A 22,381-nucleotide genomic window follows, 5' to 3' on the forward strand; every position below is an offset into this window, starting at 1 on the left:
GAATTATTAAGCACAGGCTAATTTAAAAGGGAAGTAAAGATAAAACAATTAGTCAGAAGCAACTCTATATTAACTTTGTTAACTTTTTGTAAAAAAGTACTTGATTTTAATATGGATAAGTGGTAAATTATTAAACGTTGCTTCTCTAATAAGAGAGACAACAAAAAAGAGTTTTAAAAAAGTGTTGACTTTCAAAACTCGCCATGTTATATTAATAAAGTCGCTGTTACAAAGCGGTGATAAACATTTGCTCTTTGAAAACTGAACAAAACAACCAGTATGTTAAGATAAAAGAAACTCGTTTTCTTTTAAAATAGAAGGTAACACTTCTAAAAGCTAAGAGATAGAATTAATTATGTTAATTCTAAACAAACTTTTTTGGAGAGTTTGATCTTGGCTCAGGACGAACGCTGGCGGCGTGCCTAATACATGCAAGTCGAGCGCTGGAAGCTAATTTCATCCCTTCGGGATGAAATTAGTGGAAAGAGCGGCGGACGGGTGAGTAACACGTGGGCAACCTACCTATAAGACTGGGATAACTCGCGGAAACGTGAGCTAATACCGGATAATACTTTTTATTGCATAATAAGAAGTTTGAAAGGCGGCGTAAGCTGTCACTTATAGATGGGCCCGCGGCGCATTAGCTAGTTGGTGAGGTAAAGGCTCACCAAGGCAACGATGCGTAGCCGACCTGAGAGGGTGATCGGCCACACTGGGACTGAGACACGGCCCAGACTCCTACGGGAGGCAGCAGTAGGGAATCTTCCGCAATGGACGAAAGTCTGACGGAGCAACGCCGCGTGAGTGAAGAAGGTTTTCGGATCGTAAAACTCTGTTGTTAGGGAAGAACAAGTCAGGTAGTAACTGACCTGACCTTGACGGTACCTAACCAGAAAGCCACGGCTAACTACGTGCCAGCAGCCGCGGTAATACGTAGGTGGCAAGCGTTGTCCGGATTTATTGGGCGTAAAGCGCTCGCAGGCGGTCTTTTAAGTCTGATGTGAAAGCCCACGGCTTAACCGTGGAGGGTCATTGGAAACTGGAGGACTTGAGTGCAGAAGAGGAGAGTGGAATTCCATGTGTAGCGGTGAAATGCGTAGAGATATGGAGGAACACCAGTGGCGAAGGCGACTCTCTGGTCTGTAACTGACGCTGAGGAGCGAAAGCGTGGGTAGCGAACAGGATTAGATACCCTGGTAGTCCACGCCGTAAACGATGAGTGCTAGGTGTTAGGGGGTTTCCGCCCCTTAGTGCTGAAGTTAACGCATTAAGCACTCCGCCTGGGGAGTACGGCCGCAAGGCTGAAACTCAAAAGAATTGACGGGGACCCGCACAAGCGGTGGAGCATGTGGTTTAATTCGAAGCAACGCGAAGAACCTTACCAGGTCTTGACATCCTTTCGACCTCCCTAGAGATAGGGATTTCCCTTCGGGGACGAAAGTGACAGGTGGTGCATGGTTGTCGTCAGCTCGTGTCGTGAGATGTTGGGTTAAGTCCCGCAACGAGCGCAACCCTTGATCTTAGTTGCCAGCATTAAGTTGGGCACTCTAAGGTGACTGCCGGTGACAAACCGGAGGAAGGTGGGGATGACGTCAAATCATCATGCCCCTTATGACCTGGGCTACACACGTGCTACAATGGATGGTACAAAGGGCAGCGAAACCGCAAGGTCAAGCAAATCCCATAAAACCATTCTCAGTTCGGATTGTAGGCTGCAACTCGCCTACATGAAGCCGGAATCGCTAGTAATCGCGGATCAGCATGCCGCGGTGAATACGTTCCCGGGTCTTGTACACACCGCCCGTCACACCACGAGAGTTGGTAACACCCGAAGTCGGTGAGGTAACCTTTTGGAGCCAGCCGCCGAAGGTGGGACCAATGATTGGGGTGAAGTCGTAACAAGGTAGCCGTATCGGAAGGTGCGGCTGGATCACCTCCTTTCTAAGGATTATTACGGAACATCCAGGTTTGGATGAAGCATACTGTGTTGTTTGGTTCAGTTTTGAGAGAGCAAATCTCTCTGAAACTTTGTACCTTGAAAACTAAATAAGAGTAAACAAGACATCAAATTTTAAAGCGATAAAACGCTTATTCATTGTAAACTTAGTTAAGTGAATAAGGGCGCACGGTGGATGCCTTGGCACTAGGAGCCGATGAAGGACGGGACTAACACCGATATGCCTCGGGGAGTTGTAAGTAAACATAGATCCGAGGATTTCCGAATGGGGAAACCCACTGTTCGTAATGGAACAGGACTTATGTCTGAATACATAGGGCATAAGAGGCACACCCAGGGAACTGAAACATCTCAGTACCTGGAGGAAGAGAAAGCAAATGCGATTTCCCAAGTAGCGGCGAGCGAAACGGAAACAGCCCAAACCAGAGAGCTTGCTCTCTGGGGTTGTAGGACACTCCACAAGGAGTTACAAAGAAATTCTTTAGATGAATCAACCTGGAAAGGTTAGCCAAAGAGGGTAACAGCCCTGTAATCGAAAAAGAATTTCCTCCGGAGTGGATCCTGAGTACGGCGGAACACGTGGAATTCCGTCGGAATCCGGGAGGACCATCTCCCAAGGCTAAATACTCCCTAGTGACCGATAGTGAACCAGTACCGTGAGGGAAAGGTGAAAAGCACCCCGGGAGGGGAGTGAAAGAGTACCTGAAACCGTGTGCCTACAAGTAGTCGAAGCGCGTTCATGCGTAACGGCGTACCTTTTGTAGAATGGACCGGCGAGTTACGATTGTATGCAAGGTTAAGTGGAAGACACGGAGCCGTAGCGAAAGCGAGTCTGAATAGGGCGATTTAGTATGCGGTCGTAGACCCGAAACCGTGTGATCTACCCATGTCCAGGGTGAAGGTCAGGTAACACTGACTGGAGGCCCGAACCCACGTATGTTGAAAAATGCGGGGATGAGGTGTGGGTAGGGGTGAAATGCCAATCGAACACGGAGATAGCTGGTTCTCTCCGAAATAGCTTTAGGGCTAGCCTCAAGATGATGAGTACTGGAGGTAGAGCACTGATTGGACTAGGGGCCCTCATCGGGTTACCGAATTCAGTCAAACTCCGAATGCCAGATACTTAAACTTGGGAGTCAGACTATGGGTGATAAGGTTCATAGTCGAAAGGGAAACAGCCCAGACCACCAGCTAAGGTCCCAAAGTATACGTTAAGTGGAAAAGGATGTGGAGTTGCTTAGACAACCAGGATGTTGGCTTAGAAGCAGCCACCATTTAAAGAGTGCGTAATAGCTCACTGGTCGAGTGACTCTGCGCCGAAAATGTACCGGGGCTAAACGTATCACCGAAGCTGTGGATTGTTCTTACGAACAATGGTAGGAGAGCGTTCTAAGTGCTGTGAAGTCAGACCGTGAGGACTGGTGGAGCGCTTAGAAGTGAGAATGCCGGTATGAGTAGCGAAAAAAGAGTGAGAATCTCTTTCACCGAATGCCTAAGGTTTCCTGAGGAAGGCTCGTCCTCTCAGGGTTAGTCGGGACCTAAGCCGAGGCCGAAAGGCGTAGGCGATGGACAACAGGCAGATATTCCTGTACCACCTCATGACCGTTTGAGCGATGGGGGGACGCAGTAGGATAAGGAATGCGCACGGATGGATGTGTGCGCCCAAGCAGTGAGAAAGTCAGGTAGGCAAATCCGCCTGGCCATTTCAAGCTGTGATGGGGAGGCCTTCTGGCCGAAGTTCCTGATTTCACACTGCCGAGAAAAGCCTCTAGCAAGGTCACAGGTGCCCGTACCGCAAACCGACACAGGTAGGCGAGGAGAGAATCCTAAGGTGAGCGGGAGAACTCTCGTTAAGGAACTCGGCAAAATGACCCCGTAACTTAGGGAGAAGGGGTGCTCTACGGAGTAGAGCCGCAGTGAATAGGCCCAAGCGACTGTTTAGCAAAAACACAGGTCTCTGCGAAGCCGAAAGGCGAAGTATAGGGGCTGACACCTGCCCGGTGCTGGAAGGTTAAGGGGAAGAGTTAGGGCTTTCGCCCGAAGCTTAGAACCGAAGCCCCAGTAAACGGCGGCCGTAACTATAACGGTCCTAAGGTAGCGAAATTCCTTGTCGGGTAAGTTCCGACCCGCACGAAAGGTGCAACGACTTGGGCACTGTCTCAACGAGAGACCCGGTGAAATTATACGATGCGTGAAGATGCGCATTACCCGCGACAGGACGGAAAGACCCCGTGGAGCTTTACTGTAGCCTGATATTGAATGTCTGTGCAGCTTGTACAGGATAGGTGGGAGCCTTAGAAACGTGAGCGCCAGCTTACGTGGAGGCATCCGTGGGATACCACCCTGGCTGTATGGACCTTCTAACCCAGGACCGTGATCCGGTTCGGAGACAGTGTCAGGCGGGCAGTTTGACTGGGGCGGTCGCCTCCCAAAAGGTAACGGAGGCGCCCAAAGGTTCCCTCAGAATGGTTGGAAATCATTCGCAGAGTGTAAAGGCAGAAGGGAGCTTGACTGCGAGACCTACAAGTCGAGCAGGGACGAAAGTCGGGCTTAGTGATCCGGTGGTTCCGCATGGAAGGGCCATCGCTCAACGGATAAAAGCTACCCCGGGGATAACAGGCTTATCTCCCCCAAGAGTTCACATCGACGGGGAGGTTTGGCACCTCGATGTCGGCTCATCGCATCCTGGGGCTGTAGTCGGTCCCAAGGGTTGGGCTGTTCGCCCATTAAAGCGGTACGCGAGCTGGGTTCAGAACGTCGTGAGACAGTTCGGTCCCTATCCGTCGTGGGCGTTGGAAGTTTGAGAGGAGCTGTCCTTAGTACGAGAGGACCGGGATGGACATACCGCTGGTGTACCAGTTGTTCCGCCAGGAGCATAGCTGGGTAGCTACGTATGGAAAGGATAAGTGCTGAAAGCATCTAAGCATGAAGCCCCCCTCAAGATGAGACTTCCCATCATTTTAAATGAGTAAGATCCCTCAGAGACGATGAGGTTAATAGGTTTGAGGTGGAAGCGTGGCGACACGTGGAGCTGACAAATACTAATCGATCGAGGACTTAACTAAATTCTTTCGATGTCTTGATTTACTCTTATTTAGTTTTTAAAAAAAGGCTTGCTTTTTCGACAAGCAATGATATAATATATCTTGTCTTAATTAATTAAATGTCTGGTGACGATGGCGGAGAGGTCACACCTGTTCCCATACCGAACACAGAAGTTAAGCTCTCCAGCGCCGATGGTAGTTGGGGGTTCCCCTGCGAGAGTAGGACGTTGCCAGACTTAATTAGGAGGATTAGCTCAGCTGGGAGAGCACCTGCCTTACAAGCAGGGGGTCACAGGTTCGAGCCCTGTATCCTCCACCATGCCGGCCTAGCTCAATTGGTAGAGCAACTGACTTGTAATCAGTAGGTTGGGGGTTCAAGTCCTCTGGCCGGCACCACTTTTAAGAGCCATTAGCTCAGTCGGTAGAGCATCTGACTTTTAATCAGAGGGTCGAAGGTTCGAATCCTTCATGGCTCACCATTATGCGGGTGTGGCGGAATTGGCAGACGCGCTAGACTTAGGATCTAGTATCTTCGGATGTGGGGGTTCGACTCCCTTCACCCGCACCATAAACATCATTACACGCGGAAGTAGTTCAGTGGTAGAACACCACCTTGCCAAGGTGGGGGTCGCGGGTTCGAATCCCGTCTTCCGCTCCAGACCCTATTTGCCGGGGTGGCGGAACTGGCAGACGCACAGGACTTAAAATCCTGCGGTAGGTGACTACCGTACCGGTTCGATTCCGGTCCTCGGCACCATATGCGCCCGTAGCTCAATTGGATAGAGCGTTTGACTACGGATCAAAAGGTTAGGGGTTCGACTCCTCTCGGGCGCGCCATATAAAACGGGAAGTAGCTCAGCTTGGTAGAGCACATGGTTTGGGACCATGGGGTCGCAGGTTCGAATCCTGTCTTCCCGACCATTATTCAACGGGGCCTTAGCTCAGCTGGGAGAGCGCCTGCTTTGCACGCAGGAGGTCAGCGGTTCGATCCCGCTAGGCTCCACCAACTTTTAATTTGCTCTTTGAAAACTGAACAAAACAACCAGTATGTTAAGATAAAAGAAACTCGTTTTCATTTAAAATAGAAGGTAACACTTCTAAAAGCTAAGAGATAGAATTAATTATGTTAATTCTAAACAAACTTTTTTGGAGAGTTTGATCTTGGCTCAGGACGAACGCTGGCGGCGTGCCTAATACATGCAAGTCGAGCGCGGGAAGCTCTTCTGATCCCTTCGGGGTGAAGAGAGTGGAACGAGCGGCGGACGGGTGAGTAACACGTGGGCAACCTACCTATAAGACTGGGATAACTCGCGGAAACGTGAGCTAATACCGGATAATACTTTTTATTGCATAATAAGAAGTTTGAAAGGCGGCGTAAGCTGTCACTTATAGATGGGCCCGCGGCGCATTAGCTAGTTGGTGAGGTAAAGGCTCACCAAGGCAACGATGCGTAGCCGACCTGAGAGGGTGATCGGCCACACTGGGACTGAGACACGGCCCAGACTCCTACGGGAGGCAGCAGTAGGGAATCTTCCGCAATGGACGAAAGTCTGACGGAGCAACGCCGCGTGAGTGAAGAAGGTTTTCGGATCGTAAAACTCTGTTGTTAGGGAAGAACAAGTCAGGTAGTAACTGACCTGACCTTGACGGTACCTAACCAGAAAGCCACGGCTAACTACGTGCCAGCAGCCGCGGTAATACGTAGGTGGCAAGCGTTGTCCGGATTTATTGGGCGTAAAGCGCTCGCAGGCGGTCTTTTAAGTCTGATGTGAAAGCCCACGGCTTAACCGTGGAGGGTCATTGGAAACTGGAGGACTTGAGTGCAGAAGAGGAGAGTGGAATTCCATGTGTAGCGGTGAAATGCGTAGAGATATGGAGGAACACCAGTGGCGAAGGCGACTCTCTGGTCTGTAACTGACGCTGAGGAGCGAAAGCGTGGGTAGCGAACAGGATTAGATACCCTGGTAGTCCACGCCGTAAACGATGAGTGCTAGGTGTTAGGGGGTTTCCGCCCCTTAGTGCTGAAGTTAACGCATTAAGCACTCCGCCTGGGGAGTACGGCCGCAAGGCTGAAACTCAAAAGAATTGACGGGGACCCGCACAAGCGGTGGAGCATGTGGTTTAATTCGAAGCAACGCGAAGAACCTTACCAGGTCTTGACATCCTTTCGACCTCCCTAGAGATAGGGATTTCCCTTCGGGGACGAAAGTGACAGGTGGTGCATGGTTGTCGTCAGCTCGTGTCGTGAGATGTTGGGTTAAGTCCCGCAACGAGCGCAACCCTTGATCTTAGTTGCCAGCATTAAGTTGGGCACTCTAAGGTGACTGCCGGTGACAAACCGGAGGAAGGTGGGGATGACGTCAAATCATCATGCCCCTTATGACCTGGGCTACACACGTGCTACAATGGATGGTACAAAGGGCAGCGAAACCGCAAGGTCAAGCAAATCCCATAAAACCATTCTCAGTTCGGATTGTAGGCTGCAACTCGCCTACATGAAGCCGGAATCGCTAGTAATCGCGGATCAGCATGCCGCGGTGAATACGTTCCCGGGTCTTGTACACACCGCCCGTCACACCACGAGAGTTGGTAACACCCGAAGTCGGTGAGGTAACCTTTTGGAGCCAGCCGCCGAAGGTGGGACCAATGATTGGGGTGAAGTCGTAACAAGGTAGCCGTATCGGAAGGTGCGGCTGGATCACCTCCTTTCTAAGGATTATTACGGAACATCCAGGTTTGGATGAAGCATACTGTGTTGTTTGGTTCAGTTTTGAGAGAGCAAATCTCTCTGAAACTTTGTACCTTGAAAACTAAATAAGAGTAAACAAGACATCAAATTTTAAAGCGATAAAACGCTTATTCATTGTAAACTTAGTTAAGTGAATAAGGGCGCACGGTGGATGCCTTGGCACTAGGAGCCGATGAAGGACGGGACTAACACCGATATGCCTCGGGGAGTTGTAAGTAAACTTAGATCCGAGGATTTCCGAATGGGGAAACCCACTGTTCGTAATGGAACAGGACTTATGTCTGAATACATAGGGCATAAGAGGCACACCCAGGGAACTGAAACATCTCAGTACCTGGAGGAAGAGAAAGCAAATGCGATTTCCCAAGTAGCGGCGAGCGAAACGGAAACAGCCCAAACCAGAGAGCTTGCTCTCTGGGGTTGTAGGACACTCCACAAGGAGTTACAAAGAAATTCTTTAGATGAATCAACCTGGAAAGGTTAGCCAAAGAGGGTAACAGCCCTGTAATCGAAAAAGAATTTCCTCCGGAGTGGATCCTGAGTACGGCGGAACACGTGGAATTCCGTCGGAATCCGGGAGGACCATCTCCCAAGGCTAAATACTCCCTAGTGACCGATAGTGAACCAGTACCGTGAGGGAAAGGTGAAAAGCACCCCGGGAGGGGAGTGAAAGAGTACCTGAAACCGTGTGCCTACAAGTAGTCGAAGCGCGTTCATGCGTAACGGCGTACCTTTTGTAGAATGGACCGGCGAGTTACGATTGTATGCAAGGTTAAGTGGAAGACACGGAGCCGTAGCGAAAGCGAGTCTGAATAGGGCGATTTAGTATGCGGTCGTAGACCCGAAACCGTGTGATCTACCCATGTCCAGGGTGAAGGTCAGGTAACACTGACTGGAGGCCCGAACCCACGTATGTTGAAAAATGCGGGGATGAGGTGTGGGTAGGGGTGAAATGCCAATCGAACACGGAGATAGCTGGTTCTCTCCGAAATAGCTTTAGGGCTAGCCTCAAGATGATGAGTACTGGAGGTAGAGCACTGATTGGACTAGGGGCCCTCATCGGGTTACCGAATTCAGTCAAACTCCGAATGCCAGATACTTAAACTTGGGAGTCAGACTATGGGTGATAAGGTTCATAGTCGAAAGGGAAACAGCCCAGACCACCAGCTAAGGTCCCAAAGTATACGTTAAGTGGAAAAGGATGTGGAGTTGCTTAGACAACCAGGATGTTGGCTTAGAAGCAGCCACCATTTAAAGAGTGCGTAATAGCTCACTGGTCGAGTGACTCTGCGCCGAAAATGTACCGGGGCTAAACGTATCACCGAAGCTGTGGATTGTTCTTACGAACAATGGTAGGAGAGCGTTCTAAGTGCTGTGAAGTCAGACCGTGAGGACTGGTGGAGCGCTTAGAAGTGAGAATGCCGGTATGAGTAGCGAAAAAAGAGTGAGAATCTCTTTCACCGAATGCCTAAGGTTTCCTGAGGAAGGCTCGTCCTCTCAGGGTTAGTCGGGACCTAAGCCGAGGCCGAAAGGCGTAGGCGATGGACAACAGGCAGATATTCCTGTACCACCTCATGACCGTTTGAGCGATGGGGGGACGCAGTAGGATAAGGAATGCGCACGGATGGATGTGTGCGCCCAAGCAGTGAGAAAGTCAGGTAGGCAAATCCGCCTGGCCATTTCAAGCTGTGATGGGGAGGCCTTCTGGCCGAAGTTCCTGATTTCACACTGCCGAGAAAAGCCTCTAGCAAGGTCACAGGTGCCCGTACCGCAAACCGACACAGGTAGGCGAGGAGAGAATCCTAAGGTGAGCGGGAGAACTCTCGTTAAGGAACTCGGCAAAATGACCCCGTAACTTAGGGAGAAGGGGTGCTCTACGGAGTAGAGCCGCAGTGAATAGGCCCAAGCGACTGTTTAGCAAAAACACAGGTCTCTGCGAAGCCGAAAGGCGAAGTATAGGGGCTGACACCTGCCCGGTGCTGGAAGGTTAAGGGGAAGAGTTAGGGCTTTCGCCCGAAGCTTAGAACCGAAGCCCCAGTAAACGGCGGCCGTAACTATAACGGTCCTAAGGTAGCGAAATTCCTTGTCGGGTAAGTTCCGACCCGCACGAAAGGTGCAACGACTTGGGCACTGTCTCAACGAGAGACCCGGTGAAATTATACGATGCGTGAAGATGCGCATTACCCGCGACAGGACGGAAAGACCCCGTGGAGCTTTACTGTAGCCTGATATTGAATGTCTGTGCAGCTTGTACAGGATAGGTGGGAGCCTTAGAAACGTGAGCGCCAGCTTACGTGGAGGCATCCGTGGGATACCACCCTGGCTGTATGGACCTTCTAACCCAGGACCGTGATCCGGTTCGGAGACAGTGTCAGGCGGGCAGTTTGACTGGGGCGGTCGCCTCCCAAAAGGTAACGGAGGCGCCCAAAGGTTCCCTCAGAATGGTTGGAAATCATTCGCAGAGTGTAAAGGCAGAAGGGAGCTTGACTGCGAGACCTACAAGTCGAGCAGGGACGAAAGTCGGGCTTAGTGATCCGGTGGTTCCGCATGGAAGGGCCATCGCTCAACGGATAAAAGCTACCCCGGGGATAACAGGCTTATCTCCCCCAAGAGTTCACATCGACGGGGAGGTTTGGCACCTCGATGTCGGCTCATCGCATCCTGGGGCTGTAGTCGGTCCCAAGGGTTGGGCTGTTCGCCCATTAAAGCGGTACGCGAGCTGGGTTCAGAACGTCGTGAGACAGTTCGGTCCCTATCCGTCGTGGGCGTTGGAAGTTTGAGAGGAGCTGTCCTTAGTACGAGAGGACCGGGATGGACATACCGCTGGTGTACCAGTTGTTCCGCCAGGAGCATAGCTGGGTAGCTACGTATGGAAAGGATAAGTGCTGAAAGCATCTAAGCATGAAGCCCCCCTCAAGATGAGACTTCCCATCATTTTAAATGAGTAAGATCCCTCAGAGACGATGAGGTTAATAGGTTTGAGGTGGAAGCGTGGCGACACGTGGAGCTGACAAATACTAATCGATCGAGGACTTAACTAACTTCTTTTCATGTCTTGATTTACTCTTATTTAGTTTTCAGGATACAAATCCTAATTGAATATCAATTGTCTGGTAGCGATGGCGGAGAGGTCACACCTGTTCCCATACCGAACACAGAAGTTAAGCTCTCCAGCGCCGATGGTAGTTGGGGGTTCCCCCTGCGAGAGTAGGGCGCCGCCAGGCAAATGAAAAAACATCTAGGACAATCAACCTAGGTGTTTTTTGTTCTATAAAAAATCGATTTGAAAGAAGCTTTTCGTAAGGATAAGAAGCATAAAAACAAAAAAGTATACTTGTTGCATAAAAGGGTTTTACCACAGTATTAAAAAATATTTAGTATTTTATTAACGCTCTGGTAACAGGAAAAGAATTTATTCCAAGCCTTCCTCCTCAAATTTCTGGAAACAAAGAGGGTAGGTGGGAGATCAACTGCCCGTAAAGGTCCGATAAGTGCGACTAACCATCAGTGGGGATGAAGGAAAACCCCCTCTGATGGAAGTCTTCTTTATACTAAGTCGATGACAGGGAACCTAATTATAATAAGACAGCATAAAATTAAGGATTGACACATAAATTTTAATACCACTCTATCTTTAGAGTTGTTTTGTTATTATATCTTTTAGATAGGGGGGATTTCCTATAGTTTACGTAAATCAAATATTAGGAGAGGACTTTTATGTTATAGCAATTCGCTTACTAATTGCACTTCTTCTATCAGGACTTATTGGCTTTGAAAGAGAAATGAATAATCATTCTGCTGGCTTCCGTACACATATTTTAGTAGGTGTTGGTTCTTGTTTAATGATGTTAATGTCGCTCTATGGTTTTTCATCATTAATTGATACTTATGGTAATATACGTTTCGATCCTGCACGAATACCTTCATATGTAATTAGTGGTATCGGATTTTTAGGGGCAGGTACGATTATCGTTTACGGTGGAACAATAAGAGGTTTAACTACGGCAGCGTCTATTTGGACAGTGGCAGGTTTAGGATTAGTTGTTGGATTAGGTATGTATGGTGCGGCTATATTAGCTACATTAATTATATTAATTAGCTTAGTATTCCTGAACAACTTTGAAAAGTTATTTCAAAGTAGGCGTTCCTTTTCTTCCGTAAATATTACGATTGACCATAATACGAATCTGAGTTTATTAGTAAATTTATTTGAGCAATTTGATGTAAAAATTCTTTCTATTGAAATTACTAATATCGAGAAAAAAATGAGAAATGTTCAAATTAAAGTTGAAAGGAACAAAAGAATCGATAAAATAAACCTTTATGATGAATTATCAAGATTAACAGGGGTACGAAACATATCATAATTAAGCTTTAATTTATCTTATTATATTTTTTTAAGAAAAGTCACGTCCAGCTTTAGTGAGACCTCCCTTACCTCATGTCACGATAAGGAGAACCTGCCGACTTGGTCTTTTTTATCCTTCCTTTTGAACACGTGCTGTAAGGGAGTTTCCGCTTTTGATTCTAAAAATCTTACACGTATAATTAGGTGTAAGGTTTTGTTTTCAATAATTTTGTCTAAAATATATAAAAGGTATTTGCATCTCAAAAATGTTGGCGTATAATAAGAGTATAGTCAAAGATAGTCAAAGTCAAATGCATTGAAAATACTGACATTAACAACGTGCAAGAGGGGATGGATCTGATGAGTAATATCTCAGATATCATTGAGCAATATTTAAAAACTGTTTTTCAAATGAAAGGCCAAAATGCAATTGAAATAAAGAGAAGTGAAGTCGCCAATCGCTTCCAGTGTGTTCCATCACAAATTAATTATGTTATTAATACTCGTTTTACGTTAGAAAAAGGTTACATTGTAGAGAGTAAACGTGGTGGTGGAGGATACATTCGTATTATGCGAGTGAGGCATAAGGATAAATCTACATTAATTGATGAGATTATTGAAATGGCTAATCCAACTATATCCCAACGATCGGCTACTGACATACTAGATCGACTCTTAGAAGAGGAAATTATAACGGAACGAGAGGCGAAAATTATGCTAAGTGCCATGGAACGTACCACTTTAGCATTTAACCTTCCGTTAAGAGATGAAATACGTTCCAGAATCTTAACCGCTATGTTATCACAACTAAAGTATTTTTAGTTTAAATTTACTATACAAAGGGAATTACCTTGGCAGGTAGGAAAGTATAAAATCTTTCCCGTCTGCATAAGTGCAACTAAGCCATCCACCGAAAGGCTTGGCGGATGCCAAGTTTTCTAATACCAGTAGTTGTAAAGGGGGAAGAAACAGTGGAATGCCAAGAATGTCATAAACGTCCAGCGACACTGCATTTTACACAAGTTATTAATGGTAAAAAGACGGAAATAAGTGTATGTAATGTATGTGCAAAAGAAAAAGGTTATGTGACGTATCCAGAGGAAGAAGCTTATTCTCTTCATAATTTATTATCAGGTCTTTTTAATTTTGATACGTCGAAAATAGATAATCCAACTTTGCAGAAAGTGAAAGATCTGCAATGCCCACAATGTAAAATGACATTTGCTCAATTTAAGCAAGTTGGCAAGTTTGGATGTGCTACTTGTTATGAAACATTTTCGGATAAATTAGATCCAATATTAAGACGTGTTCATGCGGGTAATACAAAACATTATGGAAAAATACCTAAACGTGCAGGTAATGATATACAAATGAAACGTCAGTTGAACCATTACAAGAGTCAATTACAGCAATTGATAGAAAATGAAGCATTTGAAGAGGCAGCTAAAGTAAGGGATCAGATTAAGGAGCTTGAAGCTAATATAAGAGATAAAGAAGCAGGTGATAATGCATGACACTCGAACATTTTATGAATGATGCTATTAGCCCTTGGATGCGTGAAGAAGGGCCGAGTAGTGATATTGTGATGAGTAGCCGCATTCGCCTTGCAAGAAATATAGCAAGTATACCTTATCCTATTATTGCTGAAGAGGAGAAACTTGCAGAAGTAAGGAAACTCATTGAAAAAGAATATGCAAACAAGTCATTTAATAGTTATCATAATTTTGAATTTATCCCTATTAGAGAATTAACTGCTATTGAAAATCGAGTTTTAGTAGAAAAGCACTTAATAAGCCCTAATCTTGCTAAACATACGAATGAATCGGCAGTAATAATTTCTGAAAATGAACAAGTATCTATTATGGTAAATGAAGAGGATCATCTTCGTATCCAGCTTTATTTTCCTGGTTTACAGTTACGTCATGCTTTAGATAGAGCATTTGAAATAGATGATTGGTTAGAAGAAAAGGTAAATTATGCTTTTGATGAAAATAAAGGGTATTTAACAACCTGTCCAACCAACGTTGGTACAGGGATGCGTGCTTCGGTTATGATGCATTTACCAGCACTTGCTCTCACAGGACAAATAAATCGAATGATGCCAGCTATTAACCAGTTGGGACTTGTTGTTCGAGGGATTTATGGCGAGGGCAGTGAAGCGCTAGGGAATATTTTCCAAATTTCTAATCAAATCACATTAGGAAAATCGGAGCAAGATATTGTAGGCGATCTGGAAAGTGTAGTAAATCAGCTAATAGATCATGAACGAAATGCAAGAGATTTAATTATGAGGGAATCACCTACCGCATTAGAAGACCGCATCTTTCGTTCTTATGGTGTGCTAGCTTATAGTAGAATAATCGAATCAAAAGAGGCATCTAATTGCATATCAAACGTGCGATTAGGAATAGATTTAGGTATCATTAAAGATACCTCTAGAAATATACTTAATGAGTTGATGGTACTTATACAACCAGGATTTCTTCAACACTATGCAAAGAAAACATTAACATCCCGAGAACGTGATGTACTTAGGGCGTCACTCATCCGTGAAAGATTACAGTTAGAGAATTAGGAGGGAAGCTATTATGATGTTTGGAAGATTTACTGAGAGAGCACAAAAAGTACTAGCGTTAAGCCAGGAAGAAGCAGTTCGCCTTGGTCATAATAATATAGGAACTGAGCATATCCTTTTAGGACTTGTACGTGAAGGAGATGGAATTGCTGCAAAAGCTTTACAATCATTAGGCCTAGAGATTAGCCAAATTCAAGAGGAAGTGGAAAAGTTAATAGGTGTTGGTAAACAACCTATGCAATCCATCCATTATACACCTCGCGCAAAAAAGGTTGTAGAGCTTTCACAAGATGAGGCTAGGAAGTTAGGTCATTCCTACGTTGGAACTGAACATATCCTATTAGGCCTTATTCGTGAAGGTGAAGGTGTTGCTGCAAGAGTTTTAAATAACCTTGGAGTTAGTTTAAATAAAGCAAGACAACAAGTCCTACAATTATTAGGTAGCAATGAATCACAAGCCGGCCGACAAGGTAGAGGGGGCCAGCAATCAAGTGCTAATACACCAACATTAGATTCTTTAGCACGAGATTTAACCCAAAGTGCTCGAGACGGAAAAATTGATCCAGTTATTGGTCGAGCAAAAGAAATTGAACGTGTTATTCAAGTATTAAGCAGAAGAACAAAAAATAATCCTGTGTTAATCGGTGAACCTGGTGTAGGGAAAACAGCTGTTGCTGAAGGATTGGCACAACAAATAATAGATAACGAGGTTCCTGAAACATTAAGAGATAAACGCGTTATGACTTTAGATATGGGTACTGTTGTCGCAGGGACCAAATATCGTGGTGAATTTGAGGACCGCTTGAAAAAAGTAATGGAAGAAATCCGTCAGGCTGGTAATATTATTTTATTCATCGATGAATTACATACACTAATTGGAGCCGGTGGAGCAGAGGGAGCAATTGATGCGTCCAACATACTTAAACCATCCCTTGCTCGTGGAGAGTTACAATGTATCGGAGCTACAACATTAGACGAATACCGTAAATATATTGAAAAAGATGCAGCGTTAGAACGTAGATTCCAACCAATTCAAGTAGATCAGCCGTCTGTGGAGGAAACCATTCAGATTTTAGGTGGATTACGCGATCGTTATGAGGCACACCATCGAGTGACGATTACAGACGATGCAATTGAAGCGGCTGCTACCCTATCGGATCGTTATATTACAGATCGTTTTCTTCCTGATAAAGCAATTGATTTAATAGATGAAGCTGGTTCTAAAGTCCGCCTACGCTCATATACCATTCCACCAAATTTAAAGGAATTGGAGCATAAATTAGAAGAGGTTCGTAAAGAAAAAGATGCAGCAGTTCAAAGTCAAGAGTTTGAAAAAGCAGCATCCTTACGGGACTCTGAACAGCGTTATCGTGAGGAATTAGAACAGACGAAGAAAGAATGGAAAGAAAAACAAGGACAAATGGATTCTAAAGTTACAATAGACGATATTGCTAGCGTTGTTTCAAGCTGGACTGGGGTTCCTGTTTCTAAATTAACGAAGGATGAAAGTGATCGACTACTAAATATGGAAGAAACTTTGCATAAACGTGTAATCGGTCAAGAAGAAGCAGTTGTAGCTATTTCTAAAGCCATTCGTAGAGCACGTGCGGGGTTAAAAGATCCAAAACGTCCTATCGGGTCATTTATTTTCTTAGGTCCAACAGGAGTTGGTAAAACAGAATTGGCTAGAGCTTTGGCTGAAGTGATGTTTGCTGATGAAGATGCTATGATTCGAATCGATATGTCCGAATATATGGAACGACATGCGACAGCACGTTTAGTTGGTTCACCTCCTGGATACGTAGGTTATGAAGAGGGTGGACAATTAACTGAGAAAGTACGTCGTAAACCATATTCTGTAGTTTTACTTGATGAAATTGAGAAGGCACATCCAGAAGTGTTTAACATTTTACTGCAAGTATTAGAAGATGGTCGTTTAACAGATTCGAAAGGCCGTCTAGTTGATTTCCGAAATACAATTATTATTATGACGTCTAATGTTGGTGCAAGCGAATTGAGACGAAATAAATATGTTGGTTTTGCAATGGAAGATGACAACCAAGAATATAAAGATATGAAATCTAAAGTAATGAACGAACTAAAGAAAGCATTCCGTCCAGAGTTTTTAAACCGTATTGACGAGACAATTGTCTTCCATTCCTTGGAAAGAAAGCATATGAAAGATATTGTTACGCTTATGGTTAAACAGTTACATGACCGATTATATGAACAAGAAATAGACCTCTCCCTTACTGATAAGGCAATTGAAAAGATTGCTAGCGAGGGATTTGATCCTGAATATGGGGCACGTCCATTACGTAGATCCATTCAAAAGAATATCGAGGATCTATTATCTGAAGAAATGCTAAAAGGAACGATAGAAAAAGGACAGAAAGTGAAAATCGGTTTAAGTAATAAAGGCGATTTTATTCTCCTTTCATAAGTTTTCATGAAAAGCTAGAAGAATAATGTTCTTCTAGCTTTTCCATCATCTTAGACAACTTGGCCTCTACCTTAGCAACACTTATGCAATTCAGTATGGTAGAGCGAGAAATCAAAGCCCAAGACAAGAAAGATTTTTGTACTAAAAAATTGTGGCAAAGTTGTGGTTCATTTGCTTTTAATTGAAAGGAGGATGTAACCTATACATTAAAAAAGTAAGTTACAATTAAAAGGGAGAAGGGAACGAGAAGCTTGGCGAAGCGTAAGACAAAGTTTGTGTGTCAGGAATGTGGATATGAGTCTGCAAAGTGGATGGGAAAATGCCCAGGATGCCATAATTGGAACACTTTAGTGGAGGAAATGGAAGCATCATCAGGTAAAGGGAGACATATATTTAATGTAGCCAGAAGTGCGGTAGCCCAACCTGAACGGATTACATCTATTGAATCCCAAGAAGAGCCAAGAATTACGACGACTATGAAAGAGTTTAATCGTGTTCTCGGTGGAGGGATTGTAATGGGATCCCTTGTATTAATTGGTGGTGACCCCGGAATTGGTAAATCTACACTATTATTGCAGATTTCAGCACAATTAGCAGATAAGCATTTACCTGTGCTTTATATTTCAGGAGAAGAATCAACCCGTCAAACGAAATTAAGAGCGGATCGTTTAGGGATTAAATCAGAAGAACTATATGTGCTCTCCGAAACAAATTTATTTGATATTTCAAGACATGTGGAACAAATTAAGCCTTCTTTTGTAGTGATTGACTCCATTCAGACGATATTTAAAGAAGAGGTAACTAGTGCCCCAGGAAGTGTCTCCCAAGTGCGAGAATGTACAGGAGAATTAATGCGCTTGGCAAAGATAAATAACATTCCTATCTTTATTGTAGGTCATGTTACAAAAGAGGGAGCAATTGCAGGACCGAGAATGCTAGAACATATGGTAGATACGGTTCTTTATTTTGAAGGTGAAAGGCATCATACCTATCGTATTTTACGTGGGGTAAAGAATCGCTTTGGTTCGACCAATGAAATGGGGATTTTCGAAATGAAGGAAGAGGGACTTAGAGAGGTTATGAATCCTTCAGAAATATTTTTAGAGGAACGTTCTCATGGCACATCTGGATCCACGGTTGTTGCGTCCATGGAGGGGACACGACCGGTTTTAGTGGAAATCCAAGCGTTAATATCTCCATCTAGTTTTGGAAACCCAAGGAGAATGGCAACCGGTGTAGATCATAATCGTGTATCGTTATTAATGGCGGTTTTGGAAAAACGTGTTGGATTAATGCTACAAAACCAGGATGCATATATAAAAGTTGCTGGTGGAGTGAAATTAGATGAGCCAGCAATTGATTTAGCGATTGCTGTCAGTATTGCATCTAGCTTTCGGGATAATCCTACTAGACCAGATGATATTTTTATAGGTGAGGTTGGACTAACCGGAGAAATTAGAAGGGTCTCTCGAATTGAACAGCGAGTGCAAGAGGCTGCCAAACTCGGTTTTAAACGAGTTATTTGTCCTAAAAATAATTTAGATGGGTGGACACCACCTAGGGACATCCAAGTAATTGGAGTTCAATCAGTTCAAGAGGCATTGGATTTAGGGATAGAACGATAGTATTGTATCGCTGTACAAAAAAAGGATGTTTCTTAGCATTTATCCAAATGGAATGTTCATCATAGCTATGCTATGATTTAATTGGTATTATTTTTCTTTTATATATAATAGATGTTGTTCAAAAAGTCCGGTAAAAATGACACTTCGAATTTCTTGAAAATGCTCGTTTATCCGTCCCTTATGTATGAACTGCATACATTCCGGTACCGGGAGCTTCACCGCCTCGAAATTCCGACGCACAGGACGTGCATTAGAGAAAGGCCGACTAAAGGCAGCCTTTGCGGCTAACATCGGCATACCCTATGTAGGAGCAGCGTTGCAACAAATCTTTACGGCGGGACGAGTAATCAGAATCCCAGGACGTTGCGTTCTTAGCCGACTCGGTCCTTTTTGAACACGCACTTATGCAGGAAGTATGTTCTGTAGAGTAATTCATTTGAATTATTTCTCAAAAGGATAGGCGAATTCGAGTTTTTTTAATAATTACTAGGATTATTTATTGTATGAACGGTAATAATAGAATTAGGAGGTGAATGGGTTGTTAAAGATTATTGTTAATCTATTTTTTGTAATACTTGGTGGAACAATTGGATTCTTATACATTCCAGCTATTATTCATTTATTAAAATTAACTGATATAAGTTGGTTGACATCCCCATATCTTGGTATGGTCGTAGGCGCAATTATATTCTTTCTCATTTCCTATTGGGTGGCCGGATTTATTGTTAATTTCTTAAAATGGATTGAAGAATCTCTTATTAAAATTCCAGCTGTTGATTTATTCTTTGGTAGTATTGGTTTAATCCTTGGGTTAGTTATTGCTTACTTTATTAACATACCCTTGCAAGATATAAATATAGATGTTATATCTCAAGTACTACCACTCTTCATTATGATTTTACTTGGTTATTTCGGGTTTCAGGTTGGTTTTAAACGAAGGGACGAATTTATCAATCTGTTAAGAACATCAAAAAAGGAAAAACGTAGAATGTCGGACTCTGACGAAACGGAAATAAGCGAGCCAAAAGTAAAAATACTAGATACAAGCGTTATTATCGATGGTAGAATTGCGGACATTTGTCAAACCAATTTTTTAGAAGGAACCATTGTTATTCCGCAATTTGTACTAGGTGAACTTCAACATATAGCTGATTCCTCAGATGCATTGAAACGAAATCGTGGTCGTAGGGGATTAGATGTGTTAAATAGAATTCAAAAGGAATTACCAGTTAAAGTGGAAATTTACGAAGGTGATTTTGAAGAAATTCATGAGGTAGATAGTAAACTAATTAAACTTGCAAAAGTGATTGACGGAATTATTGTTACAAATGATTTCAATTTAAATAAGGTTTGTGATTTACAAGGTGTTCGTGTTCTTAATATTAATGATTTGGCAAATGCAGTGAAACCAGTTGTTTTACCAGGAGAAGAGCTTGTGGTACAGGTAATAAAAGATGGTAAAGAACAAAACCAAGGTGTAGCTTATCTCGATGATGGAACAATGATAGTTGTAGAAGAAGGTAAGGATTATATAGGGAAGACAATTGAGGTATTAATTACGAGTGTTTTACAAACCTCTGCAGGTAGAATGATTTTTGCAAAACCAAAATTACTTGAAAAAGCATTATAAAAGCGGTATAACTTATAAGGAGAGAGTAGAAGTGATAACAGTATTCGTTATCACTTTCCTTTTTGGTATACATAATTATTTATCCTGCCTAAACGGGCAATAAAACTCTCACCGTTTCTAGGGAAACAAAGAAGGTAGGTGTGAGACCAACTGCCCGTAAAGGTCCGATAAGTGCGACTAATTATCAGTGGGGATGAAGGAAAACCCTACTGATGGAAGTCTTCTTTAAATATATAATTTTACTTTAACTTGAAAGGAGAAAGCAAAAATGACAAACGATGTTCGTGTAAGGTATGCTCCAAGTCCAACTGGGCATTTACATATTGGTAATGCTAGAACAGCGCTTTTTAACTATTTATATGCAAGACATTTTGATGGAAAGTTTATTATTCGTACAGAAGATACAGATGATAAACGAAATGTAGAAGGTGGAGAAGAAAGTCAGTTTAAATTCCTAAAATGGCTAGGAATTGAATGGGATGAAGGTGCTGATATTGGCGGAGAATATGGACCATATCGGCAAACAGAGCGCCTTGATATTTACCAAAAATACGTTGATGAGTTGTTAGAAAAAGGTTTGGCATATAAATGTTATATGACGGAAGAGGAACTTGAAGCCGAACGTGAAGAACAAAAAGCCAATGGACAAGTTCCTAAGTATTCTGGTGCGCATCGTAATTTAACGGAAGATCAATGTTTAGCTTTTGAAGCGGAAGGGCGCAAACCAAGTATTCGTTTTCGTGTTCCGGATGATAAAACTTATACGTTTAATGATATAGTTCGCGGGGATATTACTTTTGAATCTAGTGACTTTGGCGATTGGGTTATTGTAAAGAAAAATGGTATTCCAACTTATAATTTTGCAGTAGCGATTGATGATCACTTAATGGGAATTTCTCATGTATTAAGAGGAGAAGAACATATTTCAAATACACCTAAACAAATGATGATTTATGAAACATTTGGTTGGGAACCTCCTAAATTTGGGCACATGACATTGATTCTAAATGAAGATCGTAAAAAACTAAGTAAAAGGGATAGCCATATTGTTCAATTTATCGAGCAATATAAGAATTTAGGTTATTTACCGGAGGCATTATTTAACTTCATTTCATTACTTGGTTGGTCCCCGGTTGGTGAAGAAGAAATTTTTGATAAGGAAACACTAATTAAAATCTTTGATCCGGAACGTTTATCTACTTCAGCTGCTATCTTTGATCAACAAAAATTAAAATGGATGAATAATGAATATATTAAAGCAAGAGATACGGAAGATGTTATTGAGTTAACAATGCCATATTTAATCGAAGCTGGAAGGCTTCCTGAGGATATGGATGCTGAAACAAGACAGTGGGCCGAGAATGTTATTGAATTATATCGTGAACAATTACGTTATGGACAAGAAATAGTAGAATTGACGGAGTTGTTTTTCAAAGAAGAAATAACATTAGATGAAGCATCTAGGAAGGTTTTAGAAGAAGAACAAGTTCCGGAAGTTTTACAAGTGTTTACAGATAAAATCATTCACTTAGATGATTTCACTAAGGATTCCATCAAAGCACAAATAAAGGCAACGCAAAAGGAAACCGGTCATCGTGGGAAAAAACTATTTATGCCAATCCGTATTGCAACAACTGGACAAATGCACGGCCCAGAATTACCAATGGCCATTGAATTATTAGGAAAAGAACTTATTGTATCGCGCCTAGACAAAGTTTTGAAACAACTAGGAGCGTAACCATTCACAAAAGTAAAGAGATGTAATATATTAGAAATATAAAAGCGGAATTGAAACTATATAAGGAACGTTGAAAAGGGAAAGTAGAAAGTGGCTGACTTATCCAGAGAGAATCGCCTAGGCTGAGAGCGGTTTTAAGTGACATTTTTGAAGTGCCCCTTGGAGTCTGTTATGGAAATAGTAGTACATGACAGCGGCACTCTACCGTTAATGGAGCACAAGTTGGGAGAGAACCTCCAAACAGAGTGGAACCGCGCAAAAAGGCGTCTCTG

Annotated in this window: 8 protein-coding genes, 9 tRNA genes, 6 rRNA genes and 1 other annotated feature (1 of these 24 running past the window's edge); all 23 genes read left to right on the plus strand. The window is 43.4% G+C overall.

Annotated features, from left to right (window positions below):
- Positions 1-375: 375 nt before the first annotated feature.
- The 23 genes from MHI02_RS01485 (at position 376) to gltX (ending at position 22,109) form a co-directional block, all read left to right on the plus strand.
- A 16S ribosomal RNA gene (locus MHI02_RS01485) occupies positions 376-1,941 on the plus strand.
- 164 nt (positions 1,942-2,105) lie between these two features.
- Positions 2,106-5,022 (plus strand): 23S ribosomal RNA (locus tag MHI02_RS01490).
- Positions 5,023-5,123: 101 nt separating this feature from the next.
- Positions 5,124-5,237, plus strand: a 5S ribosomal RNA gene (gene rrf / locus MHI02_RS01495).
- Positions 5,238-5,244: 7 nt separating this feature from the next.
- A tRNA-Val gene (locus MHI02_RS01500) sits at positions 5,245-5,320 on the plus strand.
- Position 5,321: 1 nt separating this feature from the next.
- Positions 5,322-5,397, plus strand: a tRNA-Thr gene (locus MHI02_RS01505).
- A gap of 7 nt (positions 5,398-5,404) precedes the next feature.
- A tRNA-Lys gene (locus MHI02_RS01510) sits at positions 5,405-5,480 on the plus strand.
- Positions 5,481-5,484: 4 nt separating this feature from the next.
- Positions 5,485-5,569, plus strand: a tRNA-Leu gene (locus MHI02_RS01515).
- A gap of 15 nt (positions 5,570-5,584) precedes the next feature.
- Positions 5,585-5,659: transfer RNA gene (locus tag MHI02_RS01520), tRNA-Gly, on the plus strand.
- Positions 5,660-5,669: 10 nt separating this feature from the next.
- Positions 5,670-5,758, plus strand: a tRNA-Leu gene (locus MHI02_RS01525).
- 3 nt (positions 5,759-5,761) lie between these two features.
- Positions 5,762-5,838: transfer RNA gene (locus MHI02_RS01530), tRNA-Arg, on the plus strand.
- Between the two features lie 7 nt (positions 5,839-5,845).
- Positions 5,846-5,922, plus strand: a tRNA-Pro gene (locus MHI02_RS01535).
- Between the two features lie 9 nt (positions 5,923-5,931).
- Positions 5,932-6,007: transfer RNA gene (locus MHI02_RS01540), tRNA-Ala, on the plus strand.
- Positions 6,008-6,144: 137 nt separating this feature from the next.
- Positions 6,145-7,710 (plus strand): 16S ribosomal RNA (locus MHI02_RS01545).
- A 164-nt stretch (positions 7,711-7,874) separates the two neighbouring features.
- Positions 7,875-10,791 (plus strand): 23S ribosomal RNA (locus MHI02_RS01550).
- 68 nt (positions 10,792-10,859) lie between these two features.
- Positions 10,860-10,974, plus strand: a 5S ribosomal RNA gene (gene rrf / locus MHI02_RS01555).
- The 16S, 23S and 5S rRNA genes sit together here with 9 tRNA genes alongside, the layout of an rRNA operon.
- Positions 10,975-11,532: 558 nt before the next feature.
- Complete coding sequence (locus MHI02_RS01560; protein ID WP_445668980.1) at positions 11,533-12,117, plus strand: MgtC/SapB family protein; 585 nt, start codon at positions 11,533-11,535, stop codon at positions 12,115-12,117.
- Positions 12,118-12,458: 341 nt separating this feature from the next.
- Positions 12,459-12,920, plus strand: coding sequence for a CtsR family transcriptional regulator (locus MHI02_RS01565; RefSeq protein ID WP_047185931.1), 462 nt, complete (start codon positions 12,459-12,461; stop codon positions 12,918-12,920).
- 149 nt (positions 12,921-13,069) lie between these two features.
- On the plus strand, positions 13,070-13,612 hold the full coding sequence (locus tag MHI02_RS01570) for a UvrB/UvrC motif-containing protein (protein ID WP_047185930.1): 543 nt from the start codon (positions 13,070-13,072) through the stop codon (positions 13,610-13,612).
- Complete coding sequence (locus MHI02_RS01575) at positions 13,609-14,673, plus strand: protein arginine kinase (protein WP_060668159.1); 1,065 nt, start codon at positions 13,609-13,611, stop codon at positions 14,671-14,673. Before MHI02_RS01570 ends, MHI02_RS01575 begins: the two co-directional genes overlap by 4 nt.
- Positions 14,674-14,686: 13 nt before the next feature.
- The gene (clpC, locus tag MHI02_RS01580) at positions 14,687-17,116 is read left to right on the plus strand and encodes an ATP-dependent protease ATP-binding subunit ClpC (RefSeq protein ID WP_257457088.1); all 2,430 of its coding nucleotides are present in this window, start codon (positions 14,687-14,689) and stop codon (positions 17,114-17,116) included.
- 251 nt (positions 17,117-17,367) lie between these two features.
- The gene (radA, locus tag MHI02_RS01585; protein WP_060668158.1) at positions 17,368-18,741 is read left to right on the plus strand and encodes a DNA repair protein RadA; all 1,374 of its coding nucleotides are present in this window, start codon (positions 17,368-17,370) and stop codon (positions 18,739-18,741) included.
- A gap of 538 nt (positions 18,742-19,279) precedes the next feature.
- Positions 19,280-20,371 (plus strand): PIN/TRAM domain-containing protein, encoded by a 1,092-nt coding sequence (locus tag MHI02_RS01590; RefSeq protein WP_047185925.1) that lies wholly within the window; start codon positions 19,280-19,282, stop codon positions 20,369-20,371.
- A 268-nt stretch (positions 20,372-20,639) separates the two neighbouring features.
- Entirely contained in the window at positions 20,640-22,109 is a 1,470-nt protein-coding gene (gene gltX, locus MHI02_RS01595; RefSeq protein WP_047185924.1) for a glutamate--tRNA ligase, read from the plus strand.
- Between the two features lie 61 nt (positions 22,110-22,170).
- Positions 22,171-22,381: a binding site (T-box leader), on the plus strand (it continues 2 nt past the right edge of the window).

The sequence above is a fragment of the Oceanobacillus sp. FSL K6-0118 genome (assembly GCF_038006665.1).
In the GTDB taxonomy this organism is placed as follows: Bacteria; Bacillota; Bacilli; order Bacillales; family Amphibacillaceae; genus Oceanobacillus; species Oceanobacillus caeni.